At 42.2% G+C, this 19,790-nt stretch carries 21 protein-coding genes; 18 read left to right on the top strand and 3 right to left on the bottom strand.

What is annotated here, in order from left to right; all coding sequences use genetic code 11:
• Nucleotides 1–321 precede the first annotated feature (321 nt).
• The 12 genes from rsxA (at nucleotide 322) to glpQ (ending at nucleotide 10,373) form a co-directional block, all read left to right on the top strand.
• Nucleotides 322–903: an electron transport complex subunit RsxA gene (gene rsxA / locus GQS54_RS15285; RefSeq protein WP_158770630.1), complete on the top strand. Its 582-nt coding sequence runs from the start codon at nucleotides 322–324 to the stop codon at nucleotides 901–903.
• Nucleotides 903–1,469, top strand: coding sequence for an electron transport complex subunit RsxB (gene rsxB, locus GQS54_RS15280; RefSeq protein WP_166424846.1), 567 nt, complete (start codon nucleotides 903–905; stop codon nucleotides 1,467–1,469). The genes rsxA and rsxB overlap by 1 nt, the downstream gene beginning before the upstream one ends.
• A complete protein-coding gene (gene rsxC, locus GQS54_RS15275) occupies nucleotides 1,469–4,162 on the top strand; it encodes an electron transport complex subunit RsxC (protein ID WP_166424845.1) in 2,694 nt (897 codons plus the stop codon). The genes rsxB and rsxC overlap by 1 nt, the downstream gene beginning before the upstream one ends.
• Before the next feature lie 9 nt (nucleotides 4,163–4,171).
• On the top strand, nucleotides 4,172–5,245 hold the full coding sequence (gene rsxD, locus GQS54_RS15270) for an electron transport complex subunit RsxD (protein WP_166424844.1): 1,074 nt from the start codon (nucleotides 4,172–4,174) through the stop codon (nucleotides 5,243–5,245).
• The gene (gene rsxG, locus GQS54_RS15265; RefSeq protein WP_166424843.1) at nucleotides 5,242–5,889 is read left to right on the top strand and encodes an electron transport complex subunit RsxG; all 648 of its coding nucleotides are present in this window, start codon (nucleotides 5,242–5,244) and stop codon (nucleotides 5,887–5,889) included. Before rsxD ends, rsxG begins: the two co-directional genes overlap by 4 nt.
• 6 nt (nucleotides 5,890–5,895) lie before the next feature.
• On the top strand, nucleotides 5,896–6,594 hold the full coding sequence (locus GQS54_RS15260) for an electron transport complex subunit E (protein ID WP_166424842.1): 699 nt from the start codon (nucleotides 5,896–5,898) through the stop codon (nucleotides 6,592–6,594).
• A gap of 28 nt (nucleotides 6,595–6,622) precedes the next feature.
• A complete protein-coding gene (gene nth, locus GQS54_RS15255; RefSeq protein ID WP_166424841.1) occupies nucleotides 6,623–7,258 on the top strand; it encodes an endonuclease III in 636 nt (211 codons plus the stop codon).
• Nucleotides 7,259–7,291: 33 nt separating this feature from the next.
• The gene (locus tag GQS54_RS15250; protein WP_166424840.1) at nucleotides 7,292–7,486 is read left to right on the top strand and encodes a YwbE family protein; all 195 of its coding nucleotides are present in this window, start codon (nucleotides 7,292–7,294) and stop codon (nucleotides 7,484–7,486) included.
• Nucleotides 7,487–7,574: 88 nt separating this feature from the next.
• Nucleotides 7,575–8,327, top strand: a complete 753-nt coding sequence (locus tag GQS54_RS15245; protein WP_166424839.1) for a sulfite exporter TauE/SafE family protein — start codon at nucleotides 7,575–7,577, stop codon at nucleotides 8,325–8,327.
• Between the two features lie 157 nt (nucleotides 8,328–8,484).
• Nucleotides 8,485–8,799, top strand: coding sequence for a quaternary ammonium compound efflux SMR transporter SugE (gene sugE / locus GQS54_RS15240; RefSeq protein ID WP_166424838.1), 315 nt, complete (start codon nucleotides 8,485–8,487; stop codon nucleotides 8,797–8,799).
• A gap of 172 nt (nucleotides 8,800–8,971) precedes the next feature.
• Nucleotides 8,972–9,355, top strand: coding sequence for a lactoylglutathione lyase (gene gloA, locus GQS54_RS15235; protein WP_166424837.1), 384 nt, complete (start codon nucleotides 8,972–8,974; stop codon nucleotides 9,353–9,355).
• A 37-nt stretch (nucleotides 9,356–9,392) separates the two neighbouring features.
• Nucleotides 9,393–10,373 (top strand): glycerophosphodiester phosphodiesterase, encoded by a 981-nt coding sequence (glpQ, locus tag GQS54_RS15230; RefSeq protein WP_166424836.1) that lies wholly within the window; start codon nucleotides 9,393–9,395, stop codon nucleotides 10,371–10,373.
• A 101-nt stretch (nucleotides 10,374–10,474) separates the two neighbouring features.
• Here the strand turns inward: glpQ and GQS54_RS15225 are convergent, their stop codons facing one another.
• Complete coding sequence (locus GQS54_RS15225) at nucleotides 10,475–11,338, bottom strand: OmpA family protein (RefSeq protein WP_166424835.1); 864 nt, start codon at nucleotides 11,336–11,338, stop codon at nucleotides 10,475–10,477.
• A gap of 211 nt (nucleotides 11,339–11,549) precedes the next feature.
• Between GQS54_RS15225 and rnt the strand changes: the two genes are divergently transcribed.
• Nucleotides 11,550–12,185 (top strand): ribonuclease T, encoded by a 636-nt coding sequence (gene rnt / locus GQS54_RS15220; RefSeq protein ID WP_166424834.1) that lies wholly within the window; start codon nucleotides 11,550–11,552, stop codon nucleotides 12,183–12,185.
• Nucleotides 12,186–12,267: 82 nt separating this feature from the next.
• On the opposite strand, the gene GQS54_RS15215 is transcribed toward rnt, so the two are convergent.
• Nucleotides 12,268–12,873 (bottom strand): peroxiredoxin C, encoded by a 606-nt coding sequence (locus GQS54_RS15215; RefSeq protein ID WP_166424833.1) that lies wholly within the window; start codon nucleotides 12,871–12,873, stop codon nucleotides 12,268–12,270.
• 266 nt (nucleotides 12,874–13,139) lie between these two features.
• On the opposite strand from GQS54_RS15215, the gene GQS54_RS15210 reads away from it, so the two are divergent.
• Nucleotides 13,140–13,334, top strand: a complete 195-nt coding sequence (locus GQS54_RS15210) for a bacterioferritin-associated ferredoxin (protein WP_006993419.1) — start codon at nucleotides 13,140–13,142, stop codon at nucleotides 13,332–13,334.
• 172 nt (nucleotides 13,335–13,506) lie between these two features.
• Here the strand turns inward: GQS54_RS15210 and GQS54_RS15205 are convergent, their stop codons facing one another.
• A complete protein-coding gene (locus tag GQS54_RS15205; protein WP_166424900.1) occupies nucleotides 13,507–13,833 on the bottom strand; it encodes a Grx4 family monothiol glutaredoxin in 327 nt (108 codons plus the stop codon).
• A 267-nt stretch (nucleotides 13,834–14,100) separates the two neighbouring features.
• Here GQS54_RS15205 and GQS54_RS15200 point away from each other — a divergent pair, with 267 nt between their 5' ends.
• From GQS54_RS15200 to GQS54_RS15185, 4 genes are all read left to right on the top strand, one after another.
• Entirely contained in the window at nucleotides 14,101–14,682 is a 582-nt protein-coding gene (locus GQS54_RS15200) for a Fe-Mn family superoxide dismutase (RefSeq protein ID WP_166424832.1), read from the top strand.
• A gap of 393 nt (nucleotides 14,683–15,075) precedes the next feature.
• Nucleotides 15,076–16,998 (top strand): PrkA family serine protein kinase, encoded by a 1,923-nt coding sequence (locus GQS54_RS15195; protein WP_166424899.1) that lies wholly within the window; start codon nucleotides 15,076–15,078, stop codon nucleotides 16,996–16,998.
• A 56-nt stretch (nucleotides 16,999–17,054) separates the two neighbouring features.
• The gene (locus GQS54_RS15190) at nucleotides 17,055–18,335 is read left to right on the top strand and encodes a YeaH/YhbH family protein (RefSeq protein WP_166424831.1); all 1,281 of its coding nucleotides are present in this window, start codon (nucleotides 17,055–17,057) and stop codon (nucleotides 18,333–18,335) included.
• 4 nt (nucleotides 18,336–18,339) lie between these two features.
• The coding region (locus GQS54_RS15185; RefSeq protein ID WP_346766581.1) for a SpoVR family protein at nucleotides 18,340–19,790 on the top strand (1,451 nt) is incomplete at its 3' end.

The raw sequence follows: 19,790 nt of genomic DNA, 5'->3' as shown, positions 1-19,790 counted from the left end.
CTCATATTTCTCTTCGTTATAAAATCCTCAAAACTTTTGCATATCAAGTTGTTAATCAGTTCGATTACTTAGATAATACCGCGCAGTTTCTCGATGATGTATCTGTCACGCTTTGTTCATACTTAGTTTTGACAAAATTCTTGCTGTTATTTTATCCATGTTCATCAGCGGGAGTAATTTGTTTACGAGGTGGTTAAGGTGTATTTTGCCTTTTATACAGATGGCTTAAGACGTTGTCGGCAATCATCAACTCTCGCATTCACTTTGCACAACAACGAACAGGTTTTACGATTTTGATTTTTGTACTAGGTTGCAAACAATATGACTGAGTTTTTACTTCTATTAGTCGGCACGGTGCTTGTCAATAACTTTGTATTGGTGCAGTTTCTCGGCCTTTGTCCATTTATGGGTGTATCAGGTAAGCTTGAGACTGCTATCGGTATGTCGATGGCAACCACGTTTGTTCTCACACTTGCTTCTCTTTCAAGTTATCTCGTTGAACACTACATCTTGTTGCCGTTGGGAATTGAATACCTTCGCACCTTAAGTTTTATTCTAGTAATAGCGGTAGTGGTTCAGTTTACCGAAATGGTCGTCCATAAAACGAGCCCAACGCTGTATCGATTACTAGGTATATTCTTACCTTTAATCACAACCAACTGCGCAGTACTGGGTGTCGCCTTATTGAACATAAATCATGACCATAACTTTATTGAGTCGGTTATTTATGGATTCGGTGCAGCCGTTGGTTTTTCACTCGTGTTAATTTTGTTTGCCGCTATGCGCGAGCGTTTAGCCGTTGCCGATGTGCCAGCTCCATTCAAGGGTGCTTCAATTAGTATGATCACTGCCGGCTTAATGTCCTTGGCGTTCTTAGGCTTTACTGGCTTGGTGAAGTTTTAATGACGTTGTTTTGGACTATTCTTACTGCACTTATCGCGGTTGGCCTGCTTGCCTTGGTCTTTGGCTCAATATTGGGATTTGCATCGGTTCGTTTCAAAGTAGAAAGCGATCCTCTTGTTGACCAAATCGATGAGCTGCTCCCGCAAACACAATGTGGTCAATGTGGCTATCCGGGTTGCAAACCATACGCACAAGCGATAGCCGATGGCGACGATATCAATAAGTGTCCACCGGGTGGCGACGCAACTATAAAACGCCTTGCCGACTTAATGGGTGTTGAGGCAACGTCTTTAGATGCAGCTCACGGTACTGAAGACATAAAGAAAGTTGCATTTATACGTGAAGATGAATGTATTGGCTGTACGAAGTGTATTCAAGCTTGCCCAGTAGATGCAATTTTAGGTGCAGCCAAACAAATGCATACTGTATTGAGCGATGAATGTACCGGTTGTGATCTCTGTGTCGACCCCTGCCCTGTTGACTGTATCGATATGATCCCTACACAAACGACGGCTTCTTCGTGGCGCTGGAACATTGACAGTATCCCCGTGAAGCAGGTGAGCTAATGAATCGAGTGTTAATTCCTTCTTTCGATGAAATTGTAAAGCACGTTGAGCGCGATAAACTTTGGGACTTCCCCGGTGGCGTATTCCCAGCCCAACAAAAAGAACTATCGAATCGTCAACCAATAGAAAGCATGACGCTTCCCGAGCGTTTGTATATTCCGCTTAAGCAGCATATTGGTGTTGAAGGTCAGTTGCTTGTTAGTCCAGGTGAACATGTATTAAAAGGCCAACCTCTTACTCGCAGCGCAAACCCATTTGCGGTTCCGGTTCATGCATCCACATCGGGCACGGTGATAAGTGTTGGGCCTCATGTATCTGCCCATCCTTCGGCGCTGCCTGAGCAAACGTTAGTTATCGAACCCGATACTCTCGATAAATGGATAACCCTTACCCCATTAAAAGACTATCAATCATTGCCTAAGGTTGCTGTGCTTGAAGCGATTTGCAATGCTGGCGTGTCTGGTATGGGCGGCGCAGGGTTTCCTACACATATAAAAGCAGCACCGAAAAAAGACGTCGAATTTATTATTATCAACGGTGTTGAGTGCGAGCCTTATATCACGGCAGACGATCGTTTGATGCGAGAGCATGCATGGCAAATTCGCCAAGGTATCGACGTGTTATGTCATCTACTGTCACCTAAGCAGGTATATATTGCCATAGAAGATAATAAGCCTGAGGCGATAGAAGCTATGCGAGTGGCTTGTCAACAAAGTGAGCATTATAAAGTAGTGCCCATTGCGACTAAATACCCTGCAGGCGGTGAAAAACAGCTTATTCAGGTATTAACGAATCGAGAAGTACCCAAGCAAGGTTTGCCAATCGACGTTGGTGTAATAATGCACAACGTAGGAACGTGCTACGCAATCGCAGACGCAGTATTTTCCGGTAAACCTTTAATACAGCGCGTGGTTACTATCACAGGCCATGCGGTAAGCACCCCGAAAAACGTATGGGCATTAATAGGCGCGCCCGTTGCACATTTATTGACTTCAGCTGGCTATTTGGCACAGAAGCAATCACAAAAGCAGATTATCATGGGCGGCCCAATGATGGGCTTTACGTTAGCCAGTGATCAAGTACCCGTGGTTAAAATAACCAATTGCCTTTTATTACCTACTAAAGATGAAATAGCAGAACCAGAAGCCGAACAACCCTGCATTCGGTGCAGTGCATGTGCAGATGCGTGTCCAGTATCCTTATTGCCCCAGCAACTTTTTTGGCATAGTAAGGCAAAAGAATTAGATAAAGCTCAAGATTATAATTTATTTGACTGTATTGAATGCGGTGCGTGTGCCTACGTATGTCCCAGCGATATACCGCTTGTGCACTATTACCGTATAACAAAAGCTGAAATTAGGCTTGAGCAAGAAGAAAAGCAGAAATCAGATAAAGCCAGAGAACGTTTTGAAAGTCGCGCAGCCCGCTTGGTAAGAGAACAGGAAGCCAGAGACGAAAAGCACCGTAAAGCAGCAGAAGCGCGTAAATCAGCGATGCAAAACAAAGGCAATGACGCCGGTGATAAAATCGCTGCGGCATTAGCCAGAGCGAAAGCCAAGAAAGCACAGCAAGCCGAATATGATGCTAACGAGCCAACATCTATAGCGCCGTCAGTTCAAACAAATCAAGACACGCCAATCCAATCTTCAGGTACATCCAAAGATGATCGAGTAGCTGCCGCAATTGCGCGCGCAAAAGCAAAGAAAGCCCAGAAAATAAATAATAATGAGGCCAACACAGATTCAGTTGCCATTACTGATACCCCGACTTCAGCTTCGGCAAACGAAGCGTTAGTCGAAACACAAGCTGAGCCCACTGAAACAGCCGGTAACTCAAAGGATTCCCGTGTTGCTGCAGCCATAGCGAGAGCCAAAGAGAAAAAAGCACAACGATTAGCGCAGGCAGATTCAGCTCCCCTTGAGCCGAAAATCGATCAGGACCAAATAACGCCCTCTTATCCCCCCAAAGAATCATCTGCCCCGGGTAAATCTAAAGATGAACGCGTTGCTGCTGCTATCGCTCGAGCAAAGGCAAAAAAAGCCGAAAAATTAGCCACAGAAATACCTGTGGAACCACAGATTACAGGGGACGAAAAAACCGTTGCGGTACAAAAAATTTTGGTAACGCCCCAACTCAACCCAGAAATGAATTCGACTTATCAAAGCCAAACTAATGACAGTTTGCAAAGTGAGGTCTCAGCGAAAAATCAGCGCATTGCTGCTGTTGTGGCTAAAGCAAAAGCCAAAAAAGCACTACAAGTAGAGCAAGATAAAGTCCAAGCTGAGGTGTCTTCATACGATTTTCCTGACACATTGACATTAACAGAAAGCAAAATTGAAGAGCCTGTAAAAAGTGTATCTAAAACTCCAGTACCCGATGATGAAGCGTTAATAGAACAACTTGACCCTGCAGATCAAAAAAAAGCACGTATCGCTGCTGCTGTAGCAAAGGCAAAAGCTAAAAAATTAGCCAAAGAGGCAGCCAGCGACGTATTACCTAACAAGTATGATGTGCAAAAAAATATTGAAGTACCCGCGCCATTACCTGATCAGTCTGTGACGTCAACGATCAATCAAGAGACGCAACTATCGGAAGCTGAAGAAGCGCTAGACGAGAAGAAGCGTCGTATCGCAATTGCGGTTGCCAAAGCAAAAGCCAAGAAAGCGGCTCAATTGAAATCATCAGAAGATTAAAACCTGTATATGAATTATAAACTCGCGAGTTCTCCCCATCAGCATGTTAAACGTAACACTGGTCAAGTCATGCGTATGGTCATCTATGCCTTGATCCCAGGAATATTATTACAAACCTGGTTTTTCGGCTTTGGTGTACTCGTGCAAATAGTCTTGGCTGTTATCACCGCTTTGATCACAGAAGCCAGTATTTTAGAACTGCGTAAACGAGACTTCGAACGTGCTATTAAGGATTACAGCGCTATATTAACAGCCATTTTATTGGCAATTAGTATCCCACCTTTTGCCCCATGGTGGGTAGTCGTAATCGGCACCTTCTTCGCTATTGCCATGGTCAAACAACTATACGGAGGCTTGGGGTTTAACGTATTTAACCCTGCTATGGCCGCTTATGTGATGTTACTGGTGTCTTTTCCTGTACAAATGACCCAATGGCTACCGGTGCAAAGTTTAACCATGCATCAATCTAGTATCGTCGATGCTATTTACGCCGTAATGACAGGTTTTACTGCCGATGGATTTAGCCTCGCTCAATTACAAAATACCGTTGACGGTCATACTATGGCCACGCCACTAGATGCCATCAAAACAGGTCTTGCCCAAGGATTAACCTATGAAGAGGGTTTACAGTCGAGCATTTTCGACGGCAGTTTAGGTATCGGCTGGTCTTGGGTTAGCATGGGTTATTTGGCTGGCGGTTTGTATCTTATTCGCGCGCGAATTATTAACTGGCACATTCCGGGAGGCATGCTGGGCGCGATGGTTATCTGCGCGGGCGTGATGTTTTTAGTCGATGGTGATCGCTATGCGTCTCCTCTATTTCATCTATTCAACGGTAGTCTTATACTTGGCGCATTTTTCATTGCAACCGACCCAGTATCTGCATCAACAACCAATAGAGGCCGCATTATTTTCGGTGCTGCTATTGGTTTTTGGATATACGTTATTCGCACGTGGGGCGGCTACCCTGACGCCATAGCGTTCTCTGTTTTAATTATGAACATGGCGGTACCCCTAATCGATTATTACACCCGACCGCGTACTTACGGACATCAAAAAGATGCTAAAGGAGAACGCAGATGAAATTCGTTATCGCTAAAAATGGTCTGATATTAAGCTTATTCGCGATAATCACCAGTGGCCTTATCGCGCTTACCTATTTTGGTACTCAAGAAAAAATTGAACACCAGCATCAACTAACCTTGCTAAAAATTCTGGATGAACTTGTTCCTAGAAATAGCTATAACAATGAAATGCAGCGTGATTGTGTGTTGGTAACGTCAGTTGATTATTTGGGCTCGAAAACCGCCCATCATATTTACCGCGCCACTAAAGACGATCTGCCGGTAGCTGCTGTTATCGAAACCACTGCGCCCGATGGATACAGTGGGCGCATTGAGTTAGTTGTGGGTATAAAAGACCAGTCGACCGTGACAGGTGTGCGCGTGCTAAATCATAAGGAAACACCTGGCCTAGGTGATAAAATTGATCTACGGATCAGCGATTGGGTTCTCGGTTTTACCAATCAAACACTGACCACTGAAAATGCACCGAATTGGTCAGTAAAAAAAGACGGTGGTCAATTTGATCAATTCACCGGAGCGACTATCACGCCGAGAGCAGTCGTTGGTGCAGTAAAACGAGCCGTCGAGTATTATCAATTGAATCATGACGCAATTTTTTCTGCTAGCAACGAATGTCGCAGCCAATTAGCGATACAAGGGTGATCTCGTATGAATGAAATTAAACAACTAAGCTGGCAAGGGTTGTGGAAAAATAACCCTGCGCTAGTGCAATTGCTTGGGTTGTGCCCACTATTAGCCGTTACAGCCACCATTACTAATGGACTAGGCTTAGGGTTAGCAACAACATTGGTATTGATTGGCTCCAATGCGACGGTATCAATTATCCGTAATGTCGTCCCCAATGAAATCCGTATCCCTATTTTTGTAATGATAATTGCTGCTTTTGTAACGGTCGTGCAGCTGCTAATGAACGCATATACCTTCGAGTTATATCAGGCACTGGGAATATTTATTCCATTGATCGTCACGAACTGCGCGATAATTGGTCGAGCGGAGGCCTATGCATCCAAAAACCCAGTAGGATATGCAGCCTTCGACGGATTAATGATGGGCTTAGGCTTTACCGCTGTGCTGGTTTTACTCGGCGCAATGCGCGAACTTCTTGGCTACGGCACATTGTTTGCTGGTGCTAACTTATTATTAGGCGACTGGGCCAGTAGCCTAAAAATCACCGTATTCACGACTGACTCTCCCTTCTTGCTAGCCATATTACCGCCAGGGGCATTTTTAGGAATGGGCTTACTTATTGCTGTAAAAAACGTGTTAGACAAACGTTTTGCAAACATGTTTGCTGCTAAACAAGAGGCAAAAGTCGTACAAAGGGCTCGCGTCACAGCTGAAACATAGCATTCATATCTAATAGGAATACACTTCGATGAATCAACAAAAACGCATTGAGATGTTAACGCGTTGGCGTGATGCGAACCCGCACCCGACCACAGAGTTAAACTTCACCAGTCCATTTGAATTATTGATTGCTGTGTTGTTATCTGCCCAAGCCACGGATGTAAGTGTAAATAAAGCGATGGCAAAAATGTTCCCTGTTGCTAATACTCCTGAAAGTGTTTATGCCCTGGGCGTTGATGGTGTGAAAGAATTTATCAAAACCATTGGTTTGTTCAATACCAAAGCCGTTAATGTTATAAAAACCTGTAAAATACTGATAGAGCAACATAATTCAGAAATACCAGAGAACCGTGCAGCTCTAGAAGCCTTACCTGGCGTAGGTAGAAAAACAGCGAATGTTGTACTTAACACCGCATTCGGCTGGCCAACGATTGCCGTCGACACCCACATTGATAGGGTGAGCAACCGGACCAAATTTGCAGTAGGTAAAAATGTTGATTTGGTCGAGAAAAAACTGCTTAAGGTAGTCCCTGCCGAGTTTAAAGTAGACGTACACCATTGGCTTATTTTACATGGCCGCTATACCTGTATTGCCCGCAAACCTCGCTGTGGCTCTTGCATTGTAGAAGACTTATGCGAATTCAAAGATAAAGTAGACGAATAAACAGTTAATCAGACATAGCTTAGGAGCAAAAAAATGGACGGGACTAAACGCGCAAACGTGAAAATTGGAGCAGAAGTTTCTGTTGTATTAAAGGAGCATCAACGCACCAATACCTTAACGCAAGGGGTGGTTGAAAAACTTCTGACCAACTCGGCAAATCATCCCCATGGCATCAAAGTGCGGCTCGAAGATGGTCAAGTAGGACGCGTAAAAGTTATCCATTCTTAAATCCTATTTCAATAAACTATATCAAGGGTAATAACCGTCGGCCCAAATGCTACTTAGTAGAATGATCATTATCAGGAATAGCTAAAACATGTTGGAGTTGTTCTCGTATTCACTCAACTACACCACGCTCAGTCTCCTTTTTTTAACAGCGTTTTTGATTGGTATGGCTAAAACTGGGGTCAGTGGCATATCCATGTTTACGGTACCGGTGATGGCGATTATATTTGGCGGGAAAGAATCCTCAGGGCTGATGTTGCCTTTGCTGATCATGGCGGATTTATTCGCCGTAAAGTATTACCATCGCCATGCAAATTGGTCATATTTATTAAAACTATTTCCATCGGCAGCAGCCGGAGTGATTATTGCGACTGTGGTCGGAAATTATATAGACGATCAACTGTTTAGATTAATCATGGGGATCATCATTTTTGTCAGTTTGGGGATCATGTTGTGGATGGAAACCGCCAATAAAGAAAATATCCCAGATTATTTGTGGTTTGCCATACTGATGGGGTTACTCGGTGGTTTTACCACCATGATAGGTAATCTGGCAGGGGCAGTAATGGCGCTCTACTTACTCAGTATGCGACTTCCAAAAAATGAATATATCGGCACAGGCGCGTGGTTTTTTCTAGCGATTAATCTATTTAAAGTGCCCTTTCACGTTTTCAGTTGGCATACCATCTCACTCAATTCGTTTATGTTAAACCTGATAAGTCTGCCTTTTATTGCTCTCGGTGCTTACGCTGGTGTGAAAATCGTCAAACGAATTCCAGACAAGCAATACCGCTGGTTGGTACTAGCGGTAACCGGGGTCGCTGCGGTATTGATGGTAGTGTGATACACGTGCATTAGACGTTTGACTAAGTGCATGCTCAATGTGCTAAAATACTGTGGTCATTTCGACAATCCATTTTTAACTAATTCAATGAAATGAGGACGACCTCATCCCTCGCCTATTATCTGGGACGACCCAACTTAAAATTGGTAGGTACAAAATGAACTGGATTATTCTTTTAATCGCGGGCTTATTTGAAGTTGTGTGGGCGATTGGTCTTAAATACAGCGATGGTTTCAGTCGGTTTTGGCCGTCTTTATTGACCTTAATTGCCATGGCTATTAGTTTTGGTCTGTTGAGTGTTGCCATGAAAACACTTCCCGCAGGTACTGCTTATGCTGTCTGGGTTCTAATTGGGCTCATCGGCACGGCTATCCTAGGTATGATTTTGTTCAATGAGCCAGTAACGGTACTACGGATATTGAGCCTATTGACTATTACGTTAGGTGTGATTGGTTTAAAATTAAGTAGTTAGTCGCGTCCATTCAATAACTGCTGTTACCTCGTCATTCGGTAGCAGCACATCCCTACTTATTATTCCATCGCGAATGCTCAATGCTTTGTTACTCTTTGTCATATAGTTGTGATGTTTAACCCGCTATAATCAGTGGCTTGGCTACATTTTTTGTTAATTAATAAGGATCTTTATGCGCCTATTGCACACCATGTTACGGGTTGGGGATTTAAATCGCTCTCTTGCATTTTATACTGAAGTCCTCGGCATGAACTTGTTACGTCGAAGTGAAAACGATGAATATCGTTATACATTAGCGTTTGTTGGTTACGGCGAAGAAGATAGCCAAACTGTGCTAGAACTCACGCACAACTGGGACCAAGCCAGTTACGAAATGGGCACAGCATATGGGCATATAGCTATCGGCGTGGACGATATTTATCAAGTCTGTGAGCAGTTAAAAAAACAAGGCGCCGATGTATACCGTGACGCAGGCCCAGTGAAAGGTGGCAGCACTATTATAGCCTTTGTCCGCGATCCAGATGGTTACGCTATAGAGCTTATTCAAAACCATTAACCCCCTCACTAATGGAAACTATGACATTGGAGTCAGCATGAAAAAATCTATTTTGTCGTTATCCCTTGGCGCGCTGCTGCTGAGTCAAGTCAGTTGGGCAACACCTCTCGTTATCGCTCATCGTGGCGCATCAGGGTACTTACCTGAACACACAATGGAATCAACTACCTTAGCGTTTGCTATGGGTGCTGATTTTATCGAACAAGATGTAGTGATAAGCAAGGACGGCGTGCCTGTGGTATTGCACGATATCCATTTAGATACCGTCACCAATGTCGCCGACAAATTTCCACTGCGCAAACGAGAAGATGGACGTTACTATGCGCTTGATTTCACGCTAGCTGAGTTAAAGTCTTTGACCGTACATGAGCGTAGTGATCTTGATGGTAAACAAGTTTTTCAGCAACGCTATCAAGGTACTGCTCAGTTCACCATTGCGACTTTTGAAGAACAAATTGAATTAATCACGCAACTCAATCGTCAATTTGATAAAAATATCGGTTTTTATCCTGAAATAAAATCCCCTGCTTGGCATCTTGAGCAAGGTGTAGATATTAGCAAAATTGTTTTGGCTACGTTACGTAAGCATGGTTTAGATGACGCCAACAAAGCGATCTATGTACAGTGTTTTGATTACGCCGAATTAAAGCGTGTACGCAATGATTTGGGCGCAAAAGTAAAACTGATTCAATTGCTCGGTGAAAATGATTGGGATGAGTCTCCAACGGATTACGACGTATTACGTACCCCGGCAAAACTTAAGGAGTTAGCTACCGTCGTGCAAGGAATTGGTCCTTGGATACCACAATTGGTAGATATGCAAACGATGCAACCCACTGGACTGGCCAAAAATGCCCATGCAGTAGGGCTTGATATTCACCCTTATACCTTTCGACAAGATGCATTACCAGAAGGTGTAACGAAGCAACAAGTATTAGATCTGCTATTCAAAGACCTAAAAGTGGATGGGTTGTTTACAGATTTTACCGATACCGTAGTGGACTATTTGCATGATTAAACAGATTTAAGCAAAATTACGCGGCATTAAAAAGCCGATTAGCATTGAATGTTAATCGGCTTTGTTGATATAGAGTTTATAGCATTGGAAATGTAACTACGTTACGGCTTGGCCATCCGAATGACCACACGGCGGTTCTTTGCACGGGACATTTCGTTACTATTTGGGGCGACATGCCTACGCTCACCATGTCCGGTAACATCGATGCGTTGAGGCTCAACCCCCATATCACTAAAGTAATTTTTTATTTCCACCGCTCGGCTGACGGATAACGTGTGGTTCATATCTCGCCCACCATAACTATCGCTATAACCGTCAAGCAATACCAAGTCCATTTCGTTGTCTTCTTTCAAATACTGACCAATCATATCCAGTCGACGTTGAGAATATTTGGTTAGTTCCGTGCTGTTTTTTTTGTAATCTAAGATCGTATAGGCAATATCATCAAAACTATAAGGCAATAGATCAGCTACGCATTGGGCGAAGCTTTCATAGGGTACAGCGAAATTACTGGCATTTAGCCCAACAGCTATCTTGTCCTTCTGGTTATACCAATCTTGATAATAAATGGTGGGCCAGAAGCCTTTCTCAAGTTCTGATAACATAGTCCAAGCAGCCTGCTCAGGTAAATCACCATTATACTGTTTACGAATGGTCATATCAGCAATCGCATGCTGCATCTGGCCAGGCATCCATTTAGGTGGCACTGAGTATACGGCGGCCATAGCAAAAGTTTTCGGCAGACGCAGCATATCCAGCTCAAACTCCATATTCAATTGCTTAGATGCCATACTGGTAAATAATGCCTGCCCGTAACCAGGTATTTGATGAGCCAGTGTACATTGCAACCGATTATGTTGGCTTAATTGCCAATCAGAGGTCTCTATCTTAGCTGCATATTGACGTAAACCTGCGGATAGAGACCCCGCGAACGTCAGTGACACTACAAATAAAATTATTTTCATAAGTCTTTTTTCGTAATAGTAAGTTCAGGACAGGGAATATCCCCATGCGTCTAGTTTGTTTATCGACTCACTAAGTAAAATCTTAACCCTAAATATACCTATTGCCCAGCCTACTTAAGAATAAACTTCCATAGATAATTGCCTTTCAAGGGTGGCAGGGACTTCGGATAATTGACATAATCACGCCATATTTTTATCCTACTAGGCCGCTATGTCAGATCCCCAATTTCTTCTTAAAGACAGATTCAGAGGCTACTTCCCAGTTATTGTTGATGTTGAAACGGCTGGCTTTAATGCCAAAACGGATGCGTTACTTGAAGTCGCAGCGATCACAACAAAAATGGATGACAAAGGTTTTTTAACACCTGATAAAACCTTTCACTATCACGTTATACCATTTGAAGGCGCAAATTTGGAAAAAGCCGCGCTAGACTTTAATGGTATAGACCCTTGGTGTGCGCTGCGTGGTGCGCTAGATGAAACGGAAGTCATTAAAGATTTATGTAAACAGATCAGAAAGGAGCAAAAAGAAGCAGATTGTCAGCGCTCAGTCATGGTCGCCCATAATGCAGCATTCGACCTAGGGTTTATTAACGCTGCTATTGAACGCAGTAAAATTAAACGCACGCCGTTTCACCCGTTTGTATCTTTCGATACCACAACACTATCGGGTCTGGCCCTTGGTCAAACAGTTTTAGTAAAAGCCTGCCAAGCAGCGAATATTAGCTTTGACCAAAACGAAGCCCATTCTGCTTTATACGACACCCAAAAAACAGCTGAACTATACTGTTACATTGTAAATAAATGGCAAAGCGCCTGTGGATGGCCAACGCCTGAAAAAGACTAGCGCGGCGTACATGAGGGGATTAGAGACAAAAAAAACCGCTGAAATCAGCGGTTTTTAATATTCGTTGTTCACTTTACTACTATTAAAGTGAATCAGCGTTCTGTGAAAGATAACTAGCTACACCTTCAGGGCTGTCTACCATGCCTTTCTGGCCAACTTGCCAACCTGCAGGACAAACTTCACCATGTTCTTCATGGAAGTTAAGTGCATCAACCATACGCAACATATCATCAATATTACGTCCTAAAGGAAGATCATTAACGACTTGGTGACGTACAACACCTTCTGCATCAATCAAGAACGAACCACGAAAAGCAACACCAGCTTCTGGATGCTCAACATCATATGCTTGACAAATTTCGTGCTTAACATCGGCAACCATTGCGTATTTTACCTTGCCGATACCGCCATCATTGATAGCAGTGTTACGCCATGCATTATGGGTAAATTGAGAATCAATAGACACAGCAATGACTTCAACACCACGTTTTTTAAACTCTTCATAACGTTTGTCAAATGCGATCAATTCAGAAGGGCAAACGAAAGTGAAATCAAGAGGATAAAAAAACAATACTGCTTTTTTTCCTTTGATTGCTTCACTTAAAGTAAAGTTTTCTACGATGTCGCCATTTCCTAATACAGCAGCGGCGGTAAAATCTGGGGCTGGGCGACTAACTAATACACTCATTTTGATCTCCATTTTTTTAGGGTTTAAAAATAACTGGCACATAGTGTAACGACAATTAAACGGTTATCACACTCTTTTAGCATCAACATATAGTAAGCATTGAATAGCAAAAACCAAGGGGTTGATTGATAATTTAAACTGTTATTATTCTTTCCCTTGTTGTAGCAATAGATAGATTATTTATTATGCAATAATCGCAATAAAGGCTTGAAATTAGTGCAAACAACAATTATTATCATTTACATCAAGATTCAGTAAGGTTAATTATGTACGTTTGTTTGTGTCACGGTATTACCGACAAAGCAATTAAACAGGCCGTTCGCGAAGACGGTGTGGGCAATATGCGTCAGCTGCGTGAAGCGCTAGGCGTGGGTGATCAGTGCGGTAAATGTGTGCGTATGGCGCAAAGCATCGTTGACAATACTATAATTGATGAATCTCTATTTAAAGAAGTGTGTTAACCCAACCTAATCAAATATATCGATTTATTAGGAACACCAAGGCTTGCGTTAGCTTTCCTATTTTCATTCTCGAATAAAATAAAAACAAAAAAAGAGTCTTAATAGACTCTTTTTTTATAACTGAAAATAACATACTCACTAAGGAAGAACACAACCCCCTAAAAGCGATAAGTTACTTGGCGCGTTTTGCTGCACTTTCTTTAACAAGTGTCTGCAACTCACCTTGCTGAACCATTTCCATAATGATGTCACAACCACCCACTAATTCACCGTCGATCCACAATTGTGGGAAGGTAGGCCAATCAGCATACTTTGGTAATTCAGCTCTAATGTCAGGATTTTGAAGAATATCTACATAAGCGAATTCTTCTCCACATGTCATCAAAGCTTGTGAGGCTTGAGCCGAAAAACCACAGTTCGGTAATTTAGGTGACCCTTTCATATATAAAATAATTGGGTTTTCGCTGATTTGCTGCTGAATTTTTTCAACCGTTTCCATGGACACTCTCACTAAATATTTGAATAACACTAACAATGCGGCCAAGTTTACCGTTTTCAACGGCATTATACCAATGCCGGCTTGTGATCTTTATTGCTTTCAAATTATTATCTAGTTAAACCCTTGTAATGTAACCTAAGCGCCCAAAGATCGGTGACTGGGTTTCAGAATAACCTTGGGCAAGTCTTTTTATATTCGTGTATAGAAAGCTAGCATTCTTACAAGGTTAGACACACGATTATTGTTAACTTTAAATGGAGAAATATCATGGCTTTCGAATTACCAGCTCTTCCGTACGAAAAAAATGCATTAGAACCACATATCTCAGCTGAAACGCTGGAATATCACTACGGTAAGCATCACGCTACTTACGTTGCTAAGCTAAACGGCCTAGTTGAAGGCACTGATATGGCGAACAAAGATCTTGAAGAGATCGTTAAATCGTCTGAAGGTGGAGTTTTCAATAACGCCGCGCAAATCTGGAATCATACATTTTATTGGAACAGCCTAAGCCCAAATGGTGGCGGTGAACCAACGGGTGCACTAGCTGATGCAATTAATGCAAAATGGGGTTCTTTTGCTGACTTCAAAGCAGCGTTAAACGATAAAGCTGTTAACAACTTTGGTTCAAGCTGGACGTGGCTAGTAAAAACGGCTGACGGCAGCCTAGACATAGTCAATACCAGTAATGCAGCGACGCCGCTAACTGACGCGAGCCTAACTCCTCTACTAACGGTAGATTTGTGGGAACACGCGTATTACATTGATTACCGAAATGCTCGTCCTAAGTACCTTGAAGGTTTTTGGGCATTAGCAAACTGGGATTTCGCTGCAAGCAACTTTGCTTAAGCAATTCTATTTCTGATTGACCTGCGCATTAAAGACAAGTCAAACAGAACACCAAAGGAGCCTCGATAATATCGGGGCTTTTTTATGTTTGAAATATAATTTTTCAGCAATGAGACCTCACAACTGTTGAGTAATTATTATTCGTTTTACTAATAAATATGTATTTTATATCGGGTGTTAAAATTACCGCACTGCATTTCTCATTATAAATATTAGTCCTTTCACCCCACTGCTATCACCTTTCCTTAGAATGACACTTATTTCATTAGTGCTTAAATCTCATTATTTTCCTTCTGCTAGTAAATATTGTTCTAAATCTGAAACATACAAATGCAAATAAGGGTCTAATCTTAAGGGTGCAAGCTGGAATTTTTCTATATGAGAGGTTTAGTTATGGGAATTTTAGAGCAATATCAGTCAAGGTATGAGGCCCGCAAGGAAGAGGAACTTAGTATTGACGAGTTTTTAGAAATCTGTAAAGCAGACAACGCTGCTTATGCTAATGCTGCTGAACGCTTACTTAAGGCAATAGGTGAGCCTGAAATGTTAGATACGTCAAAAGATACGGCGTTGAGCAGAATATTTTCCAACCGTATTATCCCCCGCTACCCAGCTTTTGACGGTTTCTATGGCATGGAAGAATCAATCGAACAAATTGTTTCTTACCTGCGTCATGCTTCTCAAGGACTTGAAGAGAAAAAACAAGTACTTTATTTACTGGGTCCTGTAGGAGGCGGAAAGTCATCATTAGCTGAAAAACTTAAAGAATTAATGCAGCAACAACCCATATACGTGCTAAAAGATTCTCCTGTAAACGACCACCCTTTGAGTTTATTTGATGTCAATGAAGACGGCCGTTTACTTCTTGATGAATATGGTATTGCGCCTCGTTATCTTAAAACTGTTATGTCCCCATGGGCACGCAAGCGCCTACATGAATACAATGGGGATATTCGTCAATTCAAAGTCATCAAGTTACATCCATCGATCTTGGACCAGATTGCAATCGCTAAAACAGAGCCTGGCGACGAAAACAACCAAGATATCTCAGCTTTAGTAGGAAAAGTCGATATTAGACGGCTTGAACATTACGCACAAAATGATCCCGATGCTTATAGTTACTCTGGTTCGCTTTGCCGAGCAAATCAGGGATTGATGGAATTTGTAGAAATGTTCAAGGCTCCAATTAAGGTGCTACACCCTTTGTTAACAGCCACTCAGGAAGGCAACTATAATTCGACTGAAGGTTTATCCGCTTTACCGTTTGAGGGGGTTATATTGGCCCATTCTAACGAATCGGAGTGGCAAACCTTCCGCAACAATAAGAATAACGAAGCGTTTTTAGACCGGGTATTTATTGTCAATGTTCCTTATTGTCTGCGGGTATCAGAAGAAATTCAAATTTACCAAAAATTGATCGATAACAGCGAATTGGTTGGTGCTTCTTGTGCACCTGACACATTGGAATCGTTGGCTCAGTTTAGCGTATTGTCACGACTCAAAGAGCCAGAAAACTCGAGCATTTATTCAAAAATGCGGGTCTACGATGGGGAAAGTCTGAAAGACACCGACCCAAAAGCGAAATCGTATCAGGAATATCGAGATTACGCGGGAGTTGATGAGGGCATGCAAGGTCTGTCTACTCGTTTTGCATTTAAGATTTTGTCTAGGGTATTTAACTTTGATCAACAAGAATTAGCGGCCAACCCAGTGCATTTATTTTACGTGCTTGAACGTCAGATTGAACGGGAGCAATTCCCCACCGAGCTGGCAGAGAAATATAAAGAGCATTTGAAAGGCTACCTGATCCCTAAATACGTAGAATTCATTGGTAAAGAAATACAAACCTCGTATCTAGAATCATATTCAGAATACGGGCAAAACTTATTTGATCGCTACGTCGTTTATGCCGATTTTTGGATCCAAGACCAAGAGTATCGCGACCCAGAAACAGGGCAATTATTCGACAGAGAAGCATTGAATACTGAACTTGAAAAAATTGAGAAGACTGCAGGTATTAGTAATCCCAAAGATTTTCGCAATGAAATTGTTAATTTCGTCTTGCGTGCCAGAGCTAACAATGAAGGCAAAAATCCGAGTTGGACCAGTTATGAGAAACTGCGCACGGTTATTGAGAAAAAAATGTTCTCGAACACCGAGGATTTATTACCGGTGATCTCGTTCAACAAAAAAGGCTCAACAGAAGACGAGAAAAAACACGACGACTTTGTGCAGCGGATGGCAGAGAAAGGTTATACCCAGAAACAGGTAAGACTACTATGTGAATGGTACTTGCGGGTTAGGAAATCCTCTTAATCCCTAGTACATACATATTACACCACATCCAATGGCATCCATTGAGGTAAAGCAGTATGGCCCATTTTATTGATCGACGACTCAACGGCAAAGGGAAGAGCACAGTTAACCGACAACGATTCCTGCGCCGCTACAAGGAGCAGATCAAAAAGGCCGTGGCTGACTCTATCAACAAGCGCAGTGTTACTGACATCAATAGTGGTGAGAAAATTGGTATTTCGAGTCGCGATATTTCAGAGCCCATATTTCATACAGGTAAAGGGGGTACGCGCAGTATAGTGCACCCTGGTAATGATCAATTTAATGCGGGCGACCAAATTAAGCGCCCTCAAGGCGAAAATGGACAAGGGAATGGCAGCAATGCTAGTGATTCCGGAGAAGGCCAAGATGATTTTATTTTCCAAATATCCAAAGATGAATATTTAGATTTGCTGTTTGAAGATCTTGTTTTACCCAACTTGCAAAAAAATCAACAAGCCCAATTTGTGCAATACGAAAGTCATCGAGCGGGTTTCGTATCAGACGGTGTACCAAGTAATTTAGATGTGGTGCGCTCACTAAAAGGATCGGTTGCCAGACGCATAGCGTTAACCGCAGGTAAAAAAAGAGAATTGCACTTGCTAGAGCGACTATTAATTGAGCTTAGAAGTGAAAAGGTTCTCGACCAACTTCGCATTAACCAGCTCGAGAAAGATATTGAGGCATTAAAAAAGTCCATTGCACGGGTGCCCTTTATCGATACCTTTGATTTGCGATTTCGTAACTACCAAAAACGTCCGATCCCGTCGAGTAAAGCGGTTATGTTTTGCTTGATGGACGTTTCCGGCTCAATGGATCAAGCCACCAAAGACATGGCTAAACGCTTTTATATATTACTGTACCTTTTTTTAACTCGAACTTATAAGAACGTAGAAGTGGTGTACATTCACCACCATACTCAAGCCAAAGAGGTAGATGAACAAGAATTCTTTTATTCCACAGAAACAGGCGGCACGATTGTGTCCAGTGCATTAAAACTTATGCAAGATATTATCGCCGAGCGTTTCGACAGCCATGAGTGGAATATATACGCAGCCCAAGCATCTGATGGTGACAATTGGACAGAAGACTGTCAAATTTGTACACGTCTATTAGAACAAAGCTTGTTACCCATGCTGAGGTATTTCGCCTATATCGAAATAACCGATCGTCAACATCAGAAACTATGGCACGAATACCAAAAACTCTGCGAAACACACTTTAATTTCGCGATTAAACACATCACAAATGTCGCTGATATCTATCCAGTATTCCGAGAGTTATTCGACCAAAGTGTCGAGAAACCAAAAGGAGTGTAATAAGGTGAGAAGAAAGCCCAAAGAAAATACATTAAACGATGGACCAGATTGGACATTCGAATTATTGACCCAATACGAACAAGAAATAGACCGAGTCGCGAAACATTATGGTCTGGACATTTATCCTAATCAAATTGAAATCATTACCGCTGAACATATGATGGATGCCTATGCGAGTATTGGCATGCCCGTTAACTACGCCCACTGGTCGTATGGGAAAAAATTCATTCAATCAGAACAAAATTATCGTCGCGGCCAAATGGGCCTGGCGTACGAAATCGTCATCAATTCAAATCCTTGCATCGCCTACCTAATGGAAGAGAACACCATGACAATGCAGGCGTTAGTAATTGCCCATGCGTGTTACGGGCACAATTCTTTCTTCAAAGGGAATTATCTATTTAAGGCGTGGACGGATGCCAGCTCTATTATTAATTATCTATTGTTCGCTAAAAACTACGTCACTCAGTGCGAACAAAAATACGGCGTAAGCGAGGTCGAAAATGTATTGGACTCCTGCCATGCCTTAATGAATTTTGGCGTTGACCGTTATAAACGTCCGCAAAAAATTTCTTTGCAAGTTGAACGAGAACGTCAGCAAAATCGAGAACAACATATTCAGTCCCAGGTTAATGATTTATGGCGAACATTACCTAAATCAGAGGCAAAAGATACTCAGCAAGCTCAACGTTTTCCCTCTGAACCACAAGAGAATTTGCTGTATTTTATAGAGAAAAATGCGCCCTTGCTTGAACCTTGGCAACGTGAGTTAGTCCGTATTGTACGCAAGACTTCCCAATACTTTTACCCGCAAAAACAAACACAAGTGATGAACGAAGGTTGGGCATGCTTTTGGCATTATCATATTCTTAATCATCTTTATGATGAAGGGAAAGTCAGTGACAAATTTATGCTGGAGTTCTTGCATAGTCACACCAATGTTGTAGTTCAACCAGCCTATAATCACCCCAATTATTCAGGTATAAACCCTTACGCATTAGGTTTTAATATGTTCATGGATATCAAACGCATATGCCAATCGCCAACTGACGAAGATAAGTCTTGGTTCCCAGATATTGCTGGTAAAGATTGGGTAGAAACCGTACATTTCGCCATGCAAAACTTCAAGGATGAGAGCTTTATCAGCCAATTTTTATCACCGAAGTTGATGCGTGATTTTAAGTTTTTTGCCATCGAAGATGATGAACAAAAAACGTTTATAGATGTATCCGCCATTCATGACGAAGTGGGCTACCATACCATCAGAGAAAAGCTGTCAGCTCAGTATAACTTGAGTAACTTAGAGCCAAATATTCAGGTATACGAGATTGATGCCAGCGGCGATCGCTCTATTACTCTTTCTTATCTACCTCAGCACGGTATTCCTTTGGCTGACAGCTATCATAAAGTCCTTCAGCATTTACATCATTTGTGGGGATTTTCTGTTAAATTAGA

The sequence above is a fragment of the Paraglaciecola sp. 20A4 genome (genome assembly GCF_011378905.1).
Lineage (GTDB): Bacteria > Pseudomonadota > Gammaproteobacteria > Enterobacterales > Alteromonadaceae > Paraglaciecola.
Note: the sequence above shows the minus strand (reverse complement) of the source record. Positions and strands in the feature narration are given on the sequence as shown.

What these genes read in the sequence shown, in the direction of transcription:
- glpQ (WP_166424836.1), top strand. Translation starts at nt 9,393, where the DNA reads ATGAAAAAATCTATTTTGTCGTTATCCCTTGGCGCGCTGCTGCTGAGT.
- rnt (WP_166424834.1), top strand. Translation starts at nt 11,550, where the DNA reads ATGTCAGATCCCCAATTTCTTCTTAAAGACAGATTCAGAGGCTACTTC.
- GQS54_RS15195 (WP_166424899.1), top strand. Translation starts at nt 15,076, where the DNA reads ATGGGAATTTTAGAGCAATATCAGTCAAGGTATGAGGCCCGCAAGGAA.
- GQS54_RS15190 (WP_166424831.1), top strand. Translation starts at nt 17,055, where the DNA reads ATGGCCCATTTTATTGATCGACGACTCAACGGCAAAGGGAAGAGCACA.
- GQS54_RS15210 (WP_006993419.1), top strand. Translation starts at nt 13,140, where the DNA reads ATGTACGTTTGTTTGTGTCACGGTATTACCGACAAAGCAATTAAACAG.
- rsxC (WP_166424845.1), top strand. Translation starts at nt 1,469, where the DNA reads ATGAATCGAGTGTTAATTCCTTCTTTCGATGAAATTGTAAAGCACGTT.
- sugE (WP_166424838.1), top strand. Translation starts at nt 8,485, where the DNA reads ATGAACTGGATTATTCTTTTAATCGCGGGCTTATTTGAAGTTGTGTGG.
- nth (WP_166424841.1), top strand. Translation starts at nt 6,623, where the DNA reads ATGAATCAACAAAAACGCATTGAGATGTTAACGCGTTGGCGTGATGCG.
- GQS54_RS15245 (WP_166424839.1), top strand. Translation starts at nt 7,575, where the DNA reads ATGTTGGAGTTGTTCTCGTATTCACTCAACTACACCACGCTCAGTCTC.
- rsxB (WP_166424846.1), top strand. Translation starts at nt 903, where the DNA reads ATGACGTTGTTTTGGACTATTCTTACTGCACTTATCGCGGTTGGCCTG.
- rsxD (WP_166424844.1), top strand. Translation starts at nt 4,172, where the DNA reads ATGAATTATAAACTCGCGAGTTCTCCCCATCAGCATGTTAAACGTAAC.
- GQS54_RS15205 (WP_166424900.1), bottom strand. Translation starts at nt 13,833, where the DNA reads ATGGAAACGGTTGAAAAAATTCAGCAGCAAATCAGCGAAAACCCAATT.
- gloA (WP_166424837.1), top strand. Translation starts at nt 8,972, where the DNA reads ATGCGCCTATTGCACACCATGTTACGGGTTGGGGATTTAAATCGCTCT.
- rsxG (WP_166424843.1), top strand. Translation starts at nt 5,242, where the DNA reads ATGAAATTCGTTATCGCTAAAAATGGTCTGATATTAAGCTTATTCGCG.
- GQS54_RS15260 (WP_166424842.1), top strand. Translation starts at nt 5,896, where the DNA reads ATGAATGAAATTAAACAACTAAGCTGGCAAGGGTTGTGGAAAAATAAC.
- GQS54_RS15225 (WP_166424835.1), bottom strand. Translation starts at nt 11,338, where the DNA reads ATGAAAATAATTTTATTTGTAGTGTCACTGACGTTCGCGGGGTCTCTA.
- rsxA (WP_158770630.1), top strand. Translation starts at nt 322, where the DNA reads ATGACTGAGTTTTTACTTCTATTAGTCGGCACGGTGCTTGTCAATAAC.
- GQS54_RS15215 (WP_166424833.1), bottom strand. Translation starts at nt 12,873, where the DNA reads ATGAGTGTATTAGTTAGTCGCCCAGCCCCAGATTTTACCGCCGCTGCT.
- GQS54_RS15250 (WP_166424840.1), top strand. Translation starts at nt 7,292, where the DNA reads ATGGACGGGACTAAACGCGCAAACGTGAAAATTGGAGCAGAAGTTTCT.
- GQS54_RS15200 (WP_166424832.1), top strand. Translation starts at nt 14,101, where the DNA reads ATGGCTTTCGAATTACCAGCTCTTCCGTACGAAAAAAATGCATTAGAA.